Genomic DNA, 16,212 nt, shown 5'->3' on the forward strand with positions numbered 1-16,212 from the left:
CGGGCGCCCGGTGCAGAACCGCGATGCAAACACGCAGCCACCCCGGGATCAATCCCATCGATGCGACAGGCTCCCGCCAAATGGCCGCATCGTCGGGCCTGCCTTCGAGAGTGGCCCCTGTCCTTTTGGGGCAGGCCCGCATTCCGGGGAACGCTCCCCGGGCGCGCGGGCCTGCCGCCGAGCTTTTTTTGGTGACGCTTGGTGTCGCTTACGCCTGGGCCGGCGCCTCGGCGCGCTTCTGCAGCACCTCGTCGATGAGGCCCCACTCCTTGGCCGCGTCGGCGGTCATGAAGTTGTCGCGCTCCAGGCCCTGCTCGATCGCCTCGTACTCGCGACCGGTATGCTTCACGTAGATCTCGTTGAGGCGCCGCTTCAGGGCCTCGATCTCGCGGGCATGGATCAGGATGTCGGTGGCCTGGCCCTGGAAGCCGCCGGAGGGCTGGTGGACCATGATCCGGGCATTCGGCAGGGCGAAGCGGTGGCCCGCCTCGCCGGCGGCCAGCAGCAGCGAGCCCATCGAGGCGGCCTGGCCGACGCAGAGCGTGGCGACCGGGCAGCGGATGAACTGCATCGTGTCGTAGATCGACAGGCCGGAGGTGACGACGCCGCCCGGCGAGTTGATGTAGAAGGAGATTTCCTTCTTCGGGTTCTCCGCCTCGAGGAACAGCAGCTGCGCCACGATGAGCGACGCGGAATAATCCTCGACCGGGCCCGTCAGGAAGATGATGCGCTCGCGCAGCAGGCGCGAATAGATGTCGAAGGCGCGCTCGCCGCGGCTCGACTGCTCGACCACCATGGGCACGAGCGCGCTGTTGTAATAATCGACCGGATCTCTCATCTCACTGGCCCTCTGAACGGAACCCGGCCGCCTCGAGGCGGCCGGGGGTAGCGGCGGAAACGCATGACCTCGCAGGCCCCGTCCCCGCCGCCCGTTCGGGGCCGTGGCGAGGATCAGGCCGGGTTGGACTCACCCGCGGGAGCGGCCTCGGCCGAATCAGCCTTGGTCTCCTCGGCGTCGTCCTCGTCGGCGAACAGCGCCTCCTTGGAGACGGGCTCCTCGACCAGTTTGACCTGCCCGAGGACGTGGTCAACCACCTTCTCCTCGAACAGCGGGGCGCGCAGCTCGGCCAGCGCCTGCGGGGTCTTGCGGTAGAAATCCCAGACCTGCTGCTCCTGGCCGGGGAACTGGCGGACGCGGGCGATCAGGGCCTGATTCACCTCGTCGTCCGAGACCTTGATATCGGCGCTCTCGCCGGCCTGCGCAAGCACCAGGCCGAGGCGCACGCGGCGCTCGGCGATCCGGCGGTACTCCTGGCGGGCCTTCTCCTCCGTGGTGTCCTCGTCCTCGAAGGTCTTGCCGCGGTTCTTCAGGTCCTGCTCGACCTGGGCCCACACGGCGGCGAATTCCTGGTGGACGAGGCTCGGGGGCAGCTCGAAGGAGTAGCGGCTGTCGAGGGCGTCGAGCAGGCCCTTCTTCAGCTTCTGGCGCGAGGCCGCCTCGTATTCGCGGCCCATGGTGTCGCGCACAGCGTCCTTGAGGGCGTCGAGCGAGTCCATGCCGAAGGTCTTGGCGAGCTCGTCGTCGATCGCGAGCTCACCCGGGTACTTGATGGCCTTCACGGTGACGTCGAACTCGGCTTCCTTGCCGGCGAGGTGCTCGGCACCGTAGCTCTCCGGGAAGGTGACCTTGACGAGGCGCTCGTCGCCGACGTGGACGCCGAGCAGCTGGTCCTCGAAGCCGGGGATGAAGGTGCCGGAGCCGAGGTCGAGGTTGATGTCCTCGCCGGTGCCGCCCTCGAACGGGGTGCCGTCGATCCGGCCGGTGAAGTTGATGACGACCCGGTCGCCGGTCTCGGCGTACTGGCCTTCCATCCGGTCGTGGAACGGGCGGTTGGCCGAGGCCATCCGCTCGATCGTCGCGTTGATCTCCTCGTCGGAGGGGGTGACGACCTGCTTGGTCAGGCTCACGTCCGACAGGTCGACGAGGTCGAAGCTCGGCATCACCTCGAGGGCGATCTTGAACGAGAGGTCGGCCTTGGCGTCGAGCGCCTTCTCGATCTCATCCTTGTCCTCGGGCATCTGCACCTGAGGCTCGAGGGCGAGCTTGAGCTTGTTGTCCTCGACGATCTTCTGGTTGGCCTCGTTGACGGCGTTCTGGACGACGTCGGCCATCACGGAGCGGCCGTAGACCTTGCGCAGGTGGGCGACCGGCACCTTGCCCGGGCGGAAGCCCTTGAGCTGCACCTTGCCCTTGATCCCGTCGAGCTCCGTCGCGAGCCGGCTCTCCAGCTCGGCCGCGGGCAGGACCACCTGGAACTCGCGCTTGAGCCCGTCGGACTTGGTCTCGGTCACCTGCATCGTCGTCATTCCGCCTTGCACCTTCGAATCCGGCCTGGCTGCGGACCCGGACGGCGCTGGTATCGACGCCGTGCGACGGGACCGTCAGGACAAGGGGCCGGCACTGCTGCTTGAACCCAATCCGTCGTGTCGCCTGGCGGAGGTGGTGCGGGCGGAGGGGCTCGAACCCCCACGACTCTCGTCACTGGAACCTAAATCCAGCGCGTCTACCAATTCCGCCACGCCCGCGACGCTCGCGCCCGAGGCCTGACGCACCCGGGCGCGGCTCTATAGCATGGTCGATCGGTCACGCAGCAAGAATTTTAACCCGCGCCTCGCCCCGGGCCCGCGCCGCCGCTACAAGGCGGATCGCCGCGAGGGACCGCCCTTCCCGCGCGAGAAAAACCCCATCCAGCGAGGTGCCATGCCGTCGTCCCTGCCGCCCTCGCGCCGCGCGCTGCTCGCCGGCGCCGCCCTCTCCCTCGCCCCGACCCTCGTCCGGGCGCAAGGCGGCCCGTCCGCGACGCCCTCGTCGCAGCCGGCGCCCGGCGCGGCGGAGGCGAAGGCCCTGATCGCGGCGCCCGCCAAGGCGCGGATCAAGCCGGAGCCCGCGCCCGAGACCCCGGTCTGGGCCTTCGACGGCAAGGGAACGCCGCCGGTCCTGCGGGTCAAGCTCGGCGAAGCCGTCCGCCTGCGCCTCGAGAACAAGACCGAGAAGCCCCTGTCGCTGCACTGGCACGGGGTGCGCAACCGCAACGCGATGGACGGGGTCGGCGGGGTCACGCAGGCGCCGGTCGCCCCCGGCGCGAGCTTCCTCTACGAGTTCACGCCGCCGGATGCCGGCACCTTCCTGATCCGGCCGCTCGTGGTCGGCGGGTCGAGCGAGCCGTCCGGGCGCGGGCTCGCCGGGATGCTGGTGGTCGAGGAGGCGAAGCCCCCGGTCGTCGACCGCGACGTGCCGCTGCTCCTCCAGGACTGGCGCCTGGAGCCCGACGGGACGCCGGCGCCGTTCGGGCAGACGGCCTTCGCGGCGAGTTCCGGTCGGCTCGGCAATGCGCTCACGATCAACGGACGGCCCGCGCCCGAAACGATCGAGGCGGCGCCCGGCACCCGGCTTCGCCTGCGGCTCGCCAATGCCTGCAACGCCCGGGCGACCCGGATCCGCTTCGACGGCCTCAAGGCCTGGGTGGCGGCGGTGGACGGGCAGCCGACCGACACGTTCGAGCCCTTGCGCGCCACGCTGCCGTTCCAGCCCGGCACCCGCTACGACATCCTGCTCGACGTGCCGGCAGCCTCCGAGCCCGCGGGCGCCGTGGTGGCGCTGATCGGCCAGGGCATGCCGCTCGCCCGCATCGTCCCGAAGGGCGAGCCGGTCGCGGCCCGGCCGCCCGTGGCGCCGATCGGCGAGAACAAGCTGCTGCCGCCGGAGATCAAGCTGCAGAACGCCTTCCGGCGCGACATCGCCATCGCGGGCGGCGCGGTGGTCGACAAGGGCAAGCCGGAGGCGGCCCCGAGCTTTACCGGCGACCCGACGCGGATCTGGACGCTGAACGGGGCGGCCGGCCGGGCCGAGAACCCGCCCCTGTTCTCGGTCAAGCGCAACACCGCCGTGGTGCTGGCGCTCACCAACGCGACCGCCTTCCCGCAATCGCTGCACCTGCACGGCCACGTCTTCCGGCTGCTCCACCCCCTCGACGACGGCTGGGAGCCCTACTGGCTCGACACGTTCCAGCTGCTGGAGGGCCGCACCGCCCGCATCGCGTTCCTCGCCGACAATCCCGGCCGCTGGCTGGTGAGCGCTACCGCCCTGGAGCGATTCGATACCGGCCTGTGGGGCTGGTTCGAGGTGACGTAAGGCTGCTCTCGCATCGATCATGCGTCCGGCGGTCGCAGCCCGATCGCCGGACGAACCAAGACGGCGCGTGAAGCGATGTATTCAAGCCCTCGTCAGCGAGCGTTTTAGCGGCCCTTGCTTCAAGCTCGGCAGTCGATCGATCGAGAGAATGTGTTAACGTGGGCCAATGCATCGGACGGATGCTTGGCGCATGCTGGCACACCAGCAGCGCCCAAGGAGCTGCCGCGCATCGACGAGGTGCCCAGCATGGAACATCAGCCGCTTCGCCACATCCGTGACATCGCCGACGTCGAGACCGTCCCGGGCCTCCTGGAAGGCCGCCGGGCCCGGCTCGAACGGTTCGCCGAAATCCTCGAACGCGATCCGGGCCGCAGCTTCATCACCCTGGAGGAGATCGAGTTCGTACCCCGCGCGATGCGGGGCGGGATCCGGGCCGACAACTCCCCCCTCGCCTTCGCCTATGCCGACCCGGTGCTGCGGGCGAGCGGACTTGCCGGCGACACCTTCGGGGAGGCTCGCCGCTTCTTCGAGCTGAGCACCGGCGAGGCCCACACCCTGCTCTGCTCGTGCGTCAACGGGCGCACCGTCAAGGCCGGGCCGACCGCCAAGCGCCTGCGCCGGCTGGCCGCCCGCAAGCCCGGCCTGTGGCTCGCCTATGGCTGCGCCGCCGGCCTCATGGCGCTCCCGGGCGCGCTCTACCTGTTCGGTTGAGGCAGGGCCCCGAACGGAAAAAGGCCGCCCTCGCGGGCGGCCTTTTTCACGCTGCGCGAGGCAGCCACACCCTTACTTGATCTTGGTTTCCTTGAACTCGACGTGCTTGCGCGCGATCGGGTCGTACTTCTTGAACGACAGCTTGTCGGTCTTGGTACGCGAGTTCTTCTTGGTCACGTAGAAATAGCCGGTATCGGCGGTCGAGAGCAGCTTGATCTTGATGGTGACGGCCTTGGCCATGGCGCGACCTCTTGTGAGTGATGGGTGTTGCGCCCGGAGGACCGAAACGCAAAACGGCCGGGCAGGCCCGGCCAGAACGCGGCGCCTTCCTGCCCCATCGCCCGTGAGGCGTCAAGCCCGGCGCGACGTCAGGGCGCGGCGCGGATCATCCGCCCGCCCACCACCGCGAGGTAGGCGACGAAGAGAAGCGCGAGCGACCAGGCGAAGCCGTGCGGCGAGGCGAGGTCCATGCCGCCGCCGACGAGCGGCGGCCCCAGCACCAGGCCGATATTGTAGAGCACCAGGAAGGCCGCGTTGGCCCCGGCCAAAGCCGCGCCGTCGAAGCGGGCGCCGAGATGGGCGAGCCCGACAGTGTAGAGCGTGCCGGCGATGCCGCCCCAGGCGAACAGGATCACGGCCAGCAGCCACGGATCCTCGGCCCCGAGCGGGAGGCACGCGGCCCCGACCGCGCCGAGGAACGCGGCGGCGAGCAGCACCCGGCGCTTGTCGATCCTGTCGGCGAGCAGACCGACGGGGATCTGGAACAGCACGTTGCCGAGCGCCGCGATGCTGACGAGGCCCGCGGCCTGCTCGGCGGTGAGGCCGAGGCGCAACCCGTAGATCGGCAGGATCGCGAAGCCCCCGGTCTCGACCGCGCCGTAGACGAGGGCCGCCAGCGTCGCCGAGGGGGCGACCCGCAGGTAGCCGAGGAAGCCCCGCCCGCCCTTGTGCGGGATCTCCGGCGAGAGGTTGCGGGCCAGCATCAGGGGCAGCGTGCCGGCGCAGAACAGGGCGGCGCCTGCGAGGTACGGCGCCCAGCCGCTGGTGCCGAGAACGCGCAGCAGCGTCGGTCCGATGGCGAAGCCGAGCGCCAGCACCGTGGCGTAGACCCCCATCACCAGGCCGCGCCGGGCCGGCGGCGCCGCCTGGTTGATCCAGAACTCGGAGAGGACGAACAGCACGCCCAACGCCGCCGAGAACACGAAGCGGAGCGGGAACCACCAGGCGAAGTCGTAGACCGCCCGGAAGCCGAGGAGCGCGAGCGCGGCGACCGCGATGGCGCCGAGCAGCAGCGGCATCACCCCGAGCCGCGCCGCCACCCGCGGCACGAAGGGCAGGACGACGATGCTCGCGACGCCGGCGATCGCCGTGTTGATGCCGATCCAGGTGTTGGACAGGCCCATCCGCTCCATCTCGAGCGAGAGGAGCGGGATCGACAGGCTGAGCCCGATGCCGACCACCGCCACGCAGGTGATGGCGGCGGCGATGGCCGCGAGGCGCGCGGCGTCGAACTCGGAAGCGAGGGTGAGGCGGGTCATGATGAGTCGGCCGTCAGGGCCGGCCCATATGGACCACCGGGCTCACGAAGGCCAGCCCGGCTCGAAACCCCATGAAAATAAGGTTCGCCTGATCCGCGCAAAAACCAGTCGAGCGCGGGATCCCCTCTCCCGTGTGGGAGAGGGGCAGGGGTGAGGGTGGAGACGGTGCCGAGTAAAACGTAAGGCGTCACGCTGCCAACACCACGCCCAGTGCTCTACACTGAAGCGTGTCACCCTCACCCCCGGCCCCTCTCCCGCACGGGAGAGGGGAGATGCGCCCCACCTTTACTCGAACACATCACACAGAGGTCGTATCACAGCTCTTCCCGCGTATGCTCGCCGTCGACGTCCTGGAAGAACGGCACCGGCAGCATCGGGCCGAACCCCGCTGCGAGCCGCGCCTCCAGCTCGTCGAGCACGATTGCCGTGATGCGCGGCAGGTCCAGCTGGCGCGCCGCCGCGAGATCGACCCAGGCGAGCTCGGTCAGCTCGGAATCGGGGCCGACGATGCCGGGGGTCTCGGCCACCACCGCCTCGCGGTCGACGGCGAAGAACCGGGTGTCGAAGCGCTTGGGCCGGGACGGCGGCGTGATCGCCCGGGCGACGAACTGGAGCAGTTCGAGGTCGGGCATCACCCCGGCCTCGCGAAACGCGCTCCAGGCGCCGGGCGGCGTGGTCTCGGGCGGGCCGTAATCGAGGGAGCCGATCATCAGCCCGGTCTCCTCGTAGGTCTCGCGGATGGCCGCGAGCGCCAGGACCCGGCCGAGATGGAACAGCGGCGGGTGGACCTTCTCGGCGAGCGCCTGTTCGGCCCGGTCGTTGAGGGTGCCGGCGACCGGCATCGAGCGGTCGCCGAGCTCGATCCGCCCGCCCGGAAAGACGAACAGCCCGGGCATGAACTTGTGGCCGGCATGGCGCTTGCCCATCAGCACCTTCGGCTGGTCGCCGGAGCGGTCGAGGATGATCAGCGTCGCGGCGTTGCGGATCCGCAGGGGCCGCGCCTTCCGCTCAGGAGCCGGTGCCCCGTCCGTCGGTCCTGCCGCCATCCCGCGTCTCCGTCTCGTGCCGGCCCGAACGATCCGTCGCCCGGGCCCCGGCGCGGCGTATCGCGGAAAAGCCGTGCATGCCAAGGGCGTATTGCAGCCCGACCACCGCCCCTTTGGTCGGCTGGAGCAGGAGCAGCGAGGCGATGAGGGCGAGGCCGGGCCAGAACGTCATCTGGAACCACAGCGGCACGTCGAGGCGCATCTCGCTCTCGAGGATGCCGATTCCGGCGAGATGGCCGACGACGAAGATGACGAGGTAGGGCGGCAGGTCGTCGGCGCGGTGGTGGTGCAGCTCGGTCCCGCAGGCCTCGCAGGAATGCCGCACCTTGAGGAAACGATGGAACAGCCGCCCCTCGCCGCAATGCGGGCAGCGGTTGCGAAAGCCGCGCCACATGGCCAGCGCCCAGGACGGCTGCTCCGGCGATTGCGCCACCGCGGGCGGGCGCCCGGTGCCGACCGGCTCGGCGGCGGGGCCGGCGTGGATCTCGATCATGCGCGTCTCCCGCGGCGCTTGGTGAGGCTGTCCCGGTTCGCCGGCGCCGGCCGGCCCTTGCGCGGGCCACCACGGGCCGGAGCCACGGTGCCGACCCGCCCGCCGCTGCCGGCGATCTCGAAGCGAAGGGCGCCGGCCACCGGCGCGGCCTCCATCAGCTGCACCTCGACCTTGTCGCCGAGGCGGAAGGTCTGGCGGGTGCGCTCGCCGACGAGGGCGTGCCGGCCCTCCTCGTGGCGGAAGTAATCGGCGCCGAGGGTCGAGATCGGCACGAAGCCGTCGGCCCCGGTCTCGTCGAGCTTGATGAACAGCCCCGAGCGGGTCACGCCCGAGATCTGGCCCGAGAAGGTCGCGCCGACCCGGTCGGCGAGATGGTGGGCGATCAGGCGGTCGATGGTCTCGCGCTCCGCCGCCATGGCGCGGCGTTCGGCGGCCGAGATCTGCTGGCCGATCTCGGCGAGTTCGCCGGTCTCGGTGCCCGCCGGCAGCCCGTCGGAACCGAAGCGGAAGGCGCGGATCAGGGCGCGATGCACGATGAGGTCGGCGTAGCGCCGGATCGGCGAGGTGAAGTGGGCGTAGCGGCGTAAGGCGAGCCCGAAATGCCCCGCATTCTCGGCGGCGTAGACGGCCTGGGCCTGCGAGCGCAGCACCACCTCGTTGAGGAAGAGCTGGTGCTCGCTGCCCTCCACCATGCCGAGGATGCGGTTGAACAGGGCGGGCCGAAGGTTCGCCTCCTTCGGCAGCTTCAGGCCGATCGAGGCCATGACCTCACCGAGCGCCCGCATCTTCTCCAGCGAGGGCTCCTCGTGGACGCGGTAGATCAGCGCTTGGTGCACGGCTTCCAGGGCCTCGGCCGCCGCGACGTTGGCCTGGATCATGAACTCCTCGATCAGCCGGTGCGCGGCGAGGCGTTCCGGCACGATCACCCGGTCGACCCCGCCCTCGGCGTTCAGGATCACCTTGCGCTCGGGCAGGTCGAGCGCCAGGGGCCCGCGGGCGTCGCGGGCCGCCGCAAGAACCTCGTAGGCGGCCCAGAGCGGGCGCAAGATGCCGTCGAGGAGCGGGCCGGTGATCTCGTCGGGCCGGCCGTCGATGGCGGCCTGCGCCTGCGCGTAGGCGAGCTTGGCCCGCGAGCGCATCATCACCCGGTGGAAGCTGTGGCGGAGCTTCCTGCCCTCCGCCGTCACGATCATGCGGACGGCGAGCGCCGGCCGGTCCTGGCCGGGGCGAAGCGAGCAGAGGTCGTTCGAGATCCGCTCCGGCAGCATCGGCACGACCCGGTCGGGGAAATAGACCGAGTTGCCACGTAGCAGCGCCTCGCGGTCGAGGGCGCTGCCGGGCCGGACATAGGCCGCCACATCGGCGATCGCCACCGTGACCACGAAGCCGCCCGGATTGGCCGGATCGGGATCGGGGACCGCCATCACGGCGTCGTCGTGGTCCTTGGCGTCGGGCGGGTCGATGGTGACGAGGGGCAGCTCACGCCAGTCCTCGCGGCCCTCCATCCCGACCTCGCGGGCGGACTCGGCCTCCGCCAGCACCTCGCGCGGGAAGACGTGCGGGATGCCGTGGGCGTGGATCGCGATCAGGCTGACCGCCTTCTCCGAGCCGAGGCTGCCGAGGCGCTCCTTGACGCGGCCCTGCGTCAGCCCGAACCGGTCCTCGCGGCCCAGCGTCACGGTGACGAGGTCGCCGTCGAGGGCATCGCCCTCCCCGCCCGGCGGCACCGCGATTTCGCGCCCTTGCGCCTTCTTGTCGACGGGCACGATCCGCCCGCCCCCGGTCGGGAGCGCCCGGAACACGCCGAGGGTCTCGGCCTTGTTGCGGCCGATCACCTTGATGACCCGGCCGATATAGCGCCCCGGCGTGTCGCCGTCGGGCTCGATCTTCAGGAGCGCCCGGTCGCCGGTGCCCGGCGCCGGCCCGGTGGTGCGGCGCCCCGCCCGCGGCATCAGCACGGTGATGAGGGGCGCGGGCCCGGCCTCCGGGTCCCACTGCGCGGGCCGCGCGACCAGCTCGCCGTCGCGGTCGCGGCGGCTGTCGATATCGGCGACGACGACCGGCGGCAGGCTTCCGGCCTTGCGCAGGCCGGCCCGGTCCTTCTCGATCGTGCCGTCCTCCTGCATCTCCTTGATCAGGCGCTTCAGCTCGATCTTGTCCGACCCCTTGATGCCGAAGGCCTGGGCGATCTCGCGCTTGCCGACCTTCTGCGGCGCCTCCTCGATGAAGGCGAGCACGGCCTCGCGGGTCGGCAGGACGGCATGCGCCGGCTTCGGGTGAGGTCCCTTGGGATGAATTCTCTTGGCCAACAGGTCGATCCAGGCGGCGTGACGCGACGGCTCCCCGGCGGGCAAGCCGCAGCCGCAAGTCTCAAATATGGGATGAGTGCGGCTGCGGGGCAACGCCGGGGTTCGGGCGGTCCCCCGCCGCTCCACCGGGTACCGCCGGTGCGCGCGGCGCGCCGGGCCGCCGCCCGTGCAGGATGGACATCTCTCTGCGTCGGAAAGCCAATCGCCGAAGACGAGCCTCGGGCCGCCGCATGACGAGTCGACGAACGAATCGACTGGCGGGCCGATCAAGCACAGAAGATCGAAGTCAATCTCGGAACATGGAAAATATTTTCTCATCAACGCCGTGTTGACGGCGTGGCACGCGCATCGGCTGATCGGACAGGCCGAATCGGCCGGGATCGATCAGACGCCATGACAGAGACTTCGCCGACCAAGATGGTCTCCACCCTGCCCTCTCCCCGCGTGAGCCGGCGCCGGCTGTTCCAGTCGGGCGCCGTGCTGGCGGGCGCCGCCCTCGGCAGCCGGATTCCCGGCGCGATGGCCCTGGAGGGACCGCAGCCGGGATCGCCGCCGTGCGGGCTCGATGCCCTGGGGCGCGACCTGCACGGGCGGCTGATCCGCCCGGGCGAGCCGGGCTTCCTCGTCGCCGCCTGGCCGAATAACGGCCGCTGGGCCGACGTCACCCCCCTGGCGATCGCGATGTGCGTCGACGATCACGACGTCCGCAAGTGCATCGACTGGGCGCGGCAGGAGACCAAGCCCTTCGCGGTGCGCTGCGGCGGGCACAACTATGCCGGTTTCTCGACCACGCCCGGCCTGCTCATCGACGTGAAGCCGATGGCCACGATCGACTTCCGCACCGACGGCCTCGTCACGATCGGGGCCGGCGCCAGCAACCAGGACATGGCCGACGCCTTCCGGGCCACCGGCCTCGCCGTCCCCTCCGGCCGCTGCCCGACCGTGGGCATCAGCGGGCTCACGCTCGGCGGCGGCTGGGGCTTCTCGGCGACGCGCAACGGCCTGACCTGCGACGCGCTGCGGGCGACCGACGCGGTGACGGCGGACGGCAAGCTGCACCGGGGCATCGCCGCGACCGGCGACGACCAACTCCTGTTCTGGGCCGCCCGCGGCGGCGGCGGCGGCAACTTCGCCGTGCACACCTCGTTCACCTACGAGCCGCACCCGGTCTACGACGTGACGGTGTTCAACATCGTCTGGCCGGCCAGGCACCAGATCGAGCTGATGCTGGACCTGCAGGACATCCAGCTCAACCATCCGCACCTGATCTCGACCCGCAGCAAGCTCGTGCCGACGACCGGCGGCAAGGTGACGCGCGACAGGCTCGGGGTTCAGACCCTCGGCCAGTTCTTCGGCCCGCCCGCCCAGCTGAGGGCGCTGCTCGACCGCCCCCTGTCCCGGTCGAAGCCGATCGTCGCCGAGATCAACGGCATGAATTACTGGAGCGCGCGGGACTACCTCGTCACCGACGATCCGATCGGCCTCTACGACATCCGGTCGAGCTACGTCGCGGGCCACCTTCGCGGCGACGCGATCGACACGATGATGGCGTGGATGGAGAAGTGGCCCGGCGGCTCGTTGCTGCAGCAGAACATGGGCATCCTGTTCGCGGCCGGCGGCAAGGTGAAGGACATCAAGCCGACCGACACGGCCTACGTCCACCGCGATTCCGACTTCATCCTGGAGATGGAGGCGTCGTGGAGCCCGCTCGACACGCCCGACACCGTCAGGCGCCAGCTGGCCTGGCTCACCGAGTACTTCGCGGCGATGCAGGCTTACGTACGCCCGCAATCCTACGTCAACTTCCCGAGCCGCGACCTGCCGAACTGGCTCAAGGCCTATTACGGCGAGAACGTCGACAAGCTCTGCGCGGTGAAGCGCCAATACGACCCGGACAACGTGTTCAAGTTCCCGCAGAGCATTCCGCTCACGCCGCCGGCGTAAGAGCCGGTTTGATTGGGCCGACTAACCTCACACCCTCCATCGTCATCCCGGGGCCGCGTGACGGAACCCGGGATGACGAGGAGAGGTGTCGACATTTGAGAGATCGCGACGCTGATGAAAAAAGGGGCCGGATCGCTCCGGCCCCTCCATTCTCACGTCAAAACCGCGATCGGCTCAGAGCGAGTAGTAGTTCACGAACTCGATCGGGTGCGGGGTCATCTCGTAGCGGATCACCTCGGTCATCTTCAGCTCGATGAACGAATCGATGAAGTCGTCGTTGAACACGCCGCCGGCCTTGAGGAACTCGCGGTCGGCGTCGAGGCTGTTGAGCGCCTCACGGAGCGAGCCGCACACGGTCGGGATCTCCTTGAGCTCCGCCGGGGGCAGGTCGTAGAGGTCCTTGTCCATGGCCGGACCGGGATCGATCTTGTTCACGATGCCGTCGAGGCCGGCCATCAGCAGGGCCGCGAAGGCGAGGTAGGGGTTCGCCATCGGGTCGGGGAAGCGGACCTCGACGCGCTTGGCCTTCGGCGAGGTCGTCCACGGAATCCGGCAGGAGGCCGAGCGGTTGCGGGCCGAGTAGGCCAGCAGCACCGGGGCCTCGTAGCCCGGGACCAGGCGCTTGTAGGAGTTGGTCGACGGGTTGGTGAAGGCGTTGAGCGCCTTGGCGTGCTTGATGATGCCGCCGATGTACCACAGGCACTCCTGGGACAGGTCGGCGTACTTGTTGCCGGCGAAGACCGGCTTGCCTTCCTTCCAGATCGACTGGTGGACGTGCATGCCCGAGCCGTTGTCGCCGTAGACCGGCTTCGGCATGAAGGTCGCGGTCTTGCCGTAGCTCTGGGCGACGTTGTGGATGCAGTACTTGTAGATCTGCAGGTGGTCGGCCATCAGGGTCAGCGTGTCGAACTTCATGCCCAGCTCGTGCTGGGCCGAGGCGACCTCGTGATGGTGCTTCTCGACCTTGACGCCCATCGACTGCATCGCGGCCAGCATCTCGCCGCGCATGTCCTGGGCCGAATCCTGCGGCGGAACCGGGAAGTAGCCACCCTTGATCTGGACGCGGTGGCCGAGGTTGCCGCCCTCGTACTCGGTCTGGCCGTTGATCGGCAGCTCGACGGAGTCCAGCTTGAAGCCGGTATGGTACGGATCGGCGGAGAAGCGGACGTCGTCGAAGACGAAGAACTCGGCCTCGGGGCCGACGAAGATGGTGTCGCCGATGCCGCTGGCCTTCACGAAGGCCTCGGCCTTCTTGGCGATGCCGCGCGGGTCGCGGCTGTAGGGCTCGCCGGTCGAGGGCTCGAGCACGTCGCAGACGATCGACATGGTCGAGGCCGAGAAGAACGGATCCATGCAGGCGGTCGCCGGGTCCGGCATCAGCAGCATGTCGGATTCGTTGATCGCCTTCCAGCCGGCAATCGACGAGCCGTCGAACATCGTGCCTTCGGCGAAGATGTCCTCGTCGACCAGCGACACGTCGAACGTGACGTGCTGCCACTTGCCCCGCGGATCGGTGAAGCGGAAATCGACGTACTTGACGTCGTTTTCCTTGATTTCCTTGAGCACGTCCGTCGCGGTCTTAGACATTCTCGTCTGATCCCTTCCTAGAACGGCGTTCCGGCCGCCATGAAGCCGCGGTCCTGGGGGTCAGGCCGCGGTTTTCGTCGTCGCAGAGAGAGGCGTGCGCCCGGTCAGATCGCGTCCGAGCCGGTCTCGCCGGTGCGGATGCGGATCGCTTCCTCGATCGAGGAGACGAAGATCTTGCCGTCGCCGATGCGGCCGGTCTGGGCCGACTTGCGGATCGCCTCGACGGCACCATCCACCAGCGTGTCGGGCAGCACGATCTCGAGCTTCACCTTGGGCAGGAAGTCGACCACGTACTCGGCGCCCCGATAGAGCTCGGTGTGGCCCTTCTGGCGGCCGAAGCCCTTGGCCTCGATCACCGTGATGCCCTGGAGGCCGACCTCTTGCAGGGCCTCCTTCACCTCGTCGAGCTTGAAGGGCTTGATGATCGCTTCGATCTTCTTCATGCCGGGCGGGCCTGGTCTGCAACGGTTCCGGCGGCATTCCTAGCATCGCGCCGCGCCGAAAACCACGGGGGATTTCCCCGGACCGGACCGGGAATGCCTAATAAATAAGCAATCGCTGCGCGTTTGTTGCGCAATCCGCCGATCTCGCGCCTGGTGCCGCGGCAAGGCTGCCGCGTCCGGGTGCCTCTGGGAGTCTGACGCGATGGTCGGGACCGAGCTCATCACCACCGACGAGATGCGACGCGCCGATGCCGCGGCGATCCGCGCCGGCACGCCGGGCCTGACCCTGATGCACCGGGCCGGCGAAGCCGTGGCGGAGCGCGCCCGGGCGCTCGCCGGAGAGGGCCGGATCCTGGTCCTGTGCGGGCCGGGCAACAACGGCGGCGACGGGTTCGTCGCCGCCAGGATCCTCGCCGAGGCGGGACGCGAGGTGGCGGTCGCGCTGCTGGGCGGGCGCGATGCCCTGAAGGGCGACGCCGCCGCGGCGGCGGCCGAGTGGACCGGCCCGGTCACCGACGCCTCGCAGGCCGATCCGGCCGGCTCCGCCCTGGTGATCGATGCCCTGTTCGGGGCCGGCCTGTCCCGGCCGCTCGACGGCGCGGCGGCCTCCCTGGTCGAACGGGTCAATGCGGCCGGCGTGCCGGTCCTCGCGGTCGACGTGCCCTCGGGCCTCGACGGCGATACCGGGATGGCGGACGGTGCCGTGGTGGCGGCGACCGAGACGGTGACGTTCCTGCGGCGCAAACCCGGCCACCTGCTCCTGCCCGGCCGGCGGCTCTGCGGCCCGGTGACGGTCGCCGGGATCGGCATTCCGGACGCCATCGTGGCGGGCCTCGGGGCGCAGGCTCACGTCAACGGGCCGGATCTCTGGGGCACCGCCTTTCCGCGCCTCGCGGAGGAGAGCCACAAATACACCCGCGGCCACGCCGTGGTACTGTCGGGCCCGGCGCACCGGACCGGCGCGGCGCGGCTCGCCGCCCGCGGCGCCCTGCGGATCGGCGCCGGCCTCGTGACCGTTCTGTCGCCGACGCCGGCTCTTGCCGAGAACGCCGCCCAGCTCACGGCGATCATGCTCAAACCGTGCGACGACGCCGACGACCTCGACGACACCCTCACCGACGAGCGCCTGAACGCGATCGTCGCCGGCCCGGGCCTCGGCTCCGGGGCGCCGACCCGGGACCTCGTGCGGGTCGCCACGGAAGCCGGCCGCGGCCTCGTCCTCGACGCCGATGCCCTGACGAGCTTCTCGGCCAAGGCCGACGAACTGGCGGAGATGATCGCGGCGGGCGACGCGCAGGCCGTGGCGACCCCGCACGAGGGCGAGTTCGCGCGCCTGTTCAAGGGCGTCGCGGCGGTGCCGCTGAAGGGCTCGAAGCTCGTACGCGCCCGGGCCGCCGCGACGTTCCTCGGCGCCGTCGTGGTGCTCAAGGGGCCCGATACGGTGATCGCCGCCCCCGACGGCCGCGCGGCGATCAATGCCAACGGCACGCCCTGGCTCGGCACCGCCGGCAGCGGCGACGTGCTGTGCGGTTTCATCGGCGGGTTGCTCGCCCAGGGCATGGCACCCTTCGACGCGGCATGCGCCGCGGTCTGGCTCCACGCGGCGGCGGCGCGCCGGCACGGGCCGGGCCTGATCTCGGAGGACCTGCCGGAGATGATGCCGGGGGTGCTGGGGGACGTGCTGGAGGAGATCGGGAGGGTTCGAGGGGCGGCGCTGGACGCTCAAGGCGAGCGCGGGACACCCTATCCAGTCACCTCGGAGCCTGTCTGAGAGCCTGTTTGAGCAGCGTGATTTGACAAAAACTGAGAAAAATCAGGAGATATCCTACCATTCCACCTCATCCTGAGGTGTTGGCGATCAGAGATCGCACGCGATCGCAGATCGACTGACCTCGCAGGAGGGCTCCAGAAGCCTCTGCGATCCCTGGAGCCCTCCTTCGAGGCTCACT

At 69.9% G+C, this 16,212-nt stretch carries 13 protein-coding genes and 1 tRNA gene; 4 read left to right on the top strand and 10 right to left on the bottom strand.

The features are described from left to right. Window positions 1-208 precede the first annotated feature (208 nt). The 3 genes from F1D61_RS02015 to F1D61_RS02025 all read right to left on the bottom strand — a co-directional run bounded on the left by F1D61_RS02015 (window position 209) and on the right by F1D61_RS02025 (window position 2,586). Complete coding sequence (locus F1D61_RS02015) at window positions 209-838, bottom strand: ATP-dependent Clp protease proteolytic subunit (protein WP_048427128.1); 630 nt, start codon at window positions 836-838, stop codon at window positions 209-211. 113 nt (window positions 839-951) lie between these two features. Beyond that, window positions 952-2,358 (bottom strand): trigger factor, encoded by a 1,407-nt coding sequence (gene tig / locus F1D61_RS02020; RefSeq protein ID WP_203158884.1) that lies wholly within the window; start codon window positions 2,356-2,358, stop codon window positions 952-954. 143 nt (window positions 2,359-2,501) lie between these two features. Further along, a tRNA-Leu gene (locus F1D61_RS02025) sits at window positions 2,502-2,586 on the bottom strand. Between the two features lie 175 nt (window positions 2,587-2,761). On the opposite strand from F1D61_RS02025, the gene F1D61_RS02030 reads away from it, so the two are divergent. Together F1D61_RS02030 and F1D61_RS02035 are read left to right on the top strand one after the other, a co-directional pair. After that, complete coding sequence (locus F1D61_RS02030; protein ID WP_203156299.1) at window positions 2,762-4,192, top strand: multicopper oxidase family protein; 1,431 nt, start codon at window positions 2,762-2,764, stop codon at window positions 4,190-4,192. A gap of 246 nt (window positions 4,193-4,438) precedes the next feature. After that, complete coding sequence (locus tag F1D61_RS02035) at window positions 4,439-4,903, top strand: hypothetical protein (protein ID WP_203156300.1); 465 nt, start codon at window positions 4,439-4,441, stop codon at window positions 4,901-4,903. Between the two features lie 72 nt (window positions 4,904-4,975). Here the strand turns inward: F1D61_RS02035 and rpmG are convergent, their stop codons facing one another. The 5 genes from rpmG to rnr all read right to left on the bottom strand — a co-directional run bounded on the left by rpmG (window position 4,976) and on the right by rnr (window position 10,289). Continuing rightward, entirely contained in the window at window positions 4,976-5,143 is a 168-nt protein-coding gene (gene rpmG, locus F1D61_RS02040) for a 50S ribosomal protein L33 (RefSeq protein ID WP_048427126.1), read from the bottom strand. A 128-nt stretch (window positions 5,144-5,271) separates the two neighbouring features. Further along, window positions 5,272-6,441, bottom strand: a complete 1,170-nt coding sequence (locus tag F1D61_RS02045) for an MFS transporter (RefSeq protein WP_203156301.1) — start codon at window positions 6,439-6,441, stop codon at window positions 5,272-5,274. Window positions 6,442-6,755: 314 nt separating this feature from the next. Continuing rightward, a complete protein-coding gene (locus F1D61_RS02050) occupies window positions 6,756-7,487 on the bottom strand; it encodes an NUDIX hydrolase (RefSeq protein WP_203156302.1) in 732 nt (243 codons plus the stop codon). Then, a complete protein-coding gene (locus F1D61_RS02055) occupies window positions 7,450-7,881 on the bottom strand; it encodes a DUF983 domain-containing protein (RefSeq protein WP_203158885.1) in 432 nt (143 codons plus the stop codon). Before F1D61_RS02055 ends, F1D61_RS02050 begins: the two co-directional genes overlap by 38 nt. 95 nt (window positions 7,882-7,976) lie before the next feature. Beyond that, window positions 7,977-10,289 carry a ribonuclease R gene (gene rnr / locus F1D61_RS02060; RefSeq protein WP_246775676.1) on the bottom strand — a complete coding sequence of 771 codons (2,313 nt, stop codon included), beginning with the start codon at window positions 10,287-10,289 and terminating at the stop codon, window positions 7,977-7,979. Window positions 10,290-10,682: 393 nt separating this feature from the next. On the opposite strand from rnr, the gene F1D61_RS02065 reads away from it, so the two are divergent. Then, window positions 10,683-12,233: an FAD-binding oxidoreductase gene (locus F1D61_RS02065; RefSeq protein WP_203156304.1), complete on the top strand. Its 1,551-nt coding sequence runs from the start codon at window positions 10,683-10,685 to the stop codon at window positions 12,231-12,233. Between the two features lie 174 nt (window positions 12,234-12,407). Here F1D61_RS02065 and glnA read toward each other — a convergent pair whose 3' ends face one another. Together glnA and F1D61_RS02075 are read right to left on the bottom strand one after the other, a co-directional pair. Beyond that, window positions 12,408-13,820, bottom strand: a complete 1,413-nt coding sequence (glnA, locus tag F1D61_RS02070; RefSeq protein WP_203156305.1) for a type I glutamate--ammonia ligase — start codon at window positions 13,818-13,820, stop codon at window positions 12,408-12,410. Window positions 13,821-13,924: 104 nt separating this feature from the next. Further along, window positions 13,925-14,263: a P-II family nitrogen regulator gene (locus F1D61_RS02075; RefSeq protein WP_048427121.1), complete on the bottom strand. Its 339-nt coding sequence runs from the start codon at window positions 14,261-14,263 to the stop codon at window positions 13,925-13,927. A gap of 202 nt (window positions 14,264-14,465) precedes the next feature. On the opposite strand from F1D61_RS02075, the gene F1D61_RS02080 reads away from it, so the two are divergent. Beyond that, the gene (locus F1D61_RS02080) at window positions 14,466-16,034 is read left to right on the top strand and encodes an NAD(P)H-hydrate dehydratase (RefSeq protein ID WP_203156306.1); all 1,569 of its coding nucleotides are present in this window, start codon (window positions 14,466-14,468) and stop codon (window positions 16,032-16,034) included. Window positions 16,035-16,212 lie beyond the last annotated feature (178 nt).

The organism is Methylobacterium aquaticum (assembly GCF_016804325.1).
GTDB classification, from domain to species: Bacteria; Pseudomonadota; Alphaproteobacteria; order Rhizobiales; family Beijerinckiaceae; genus Methylobacterium; species Methylobacterium aquaticum_C.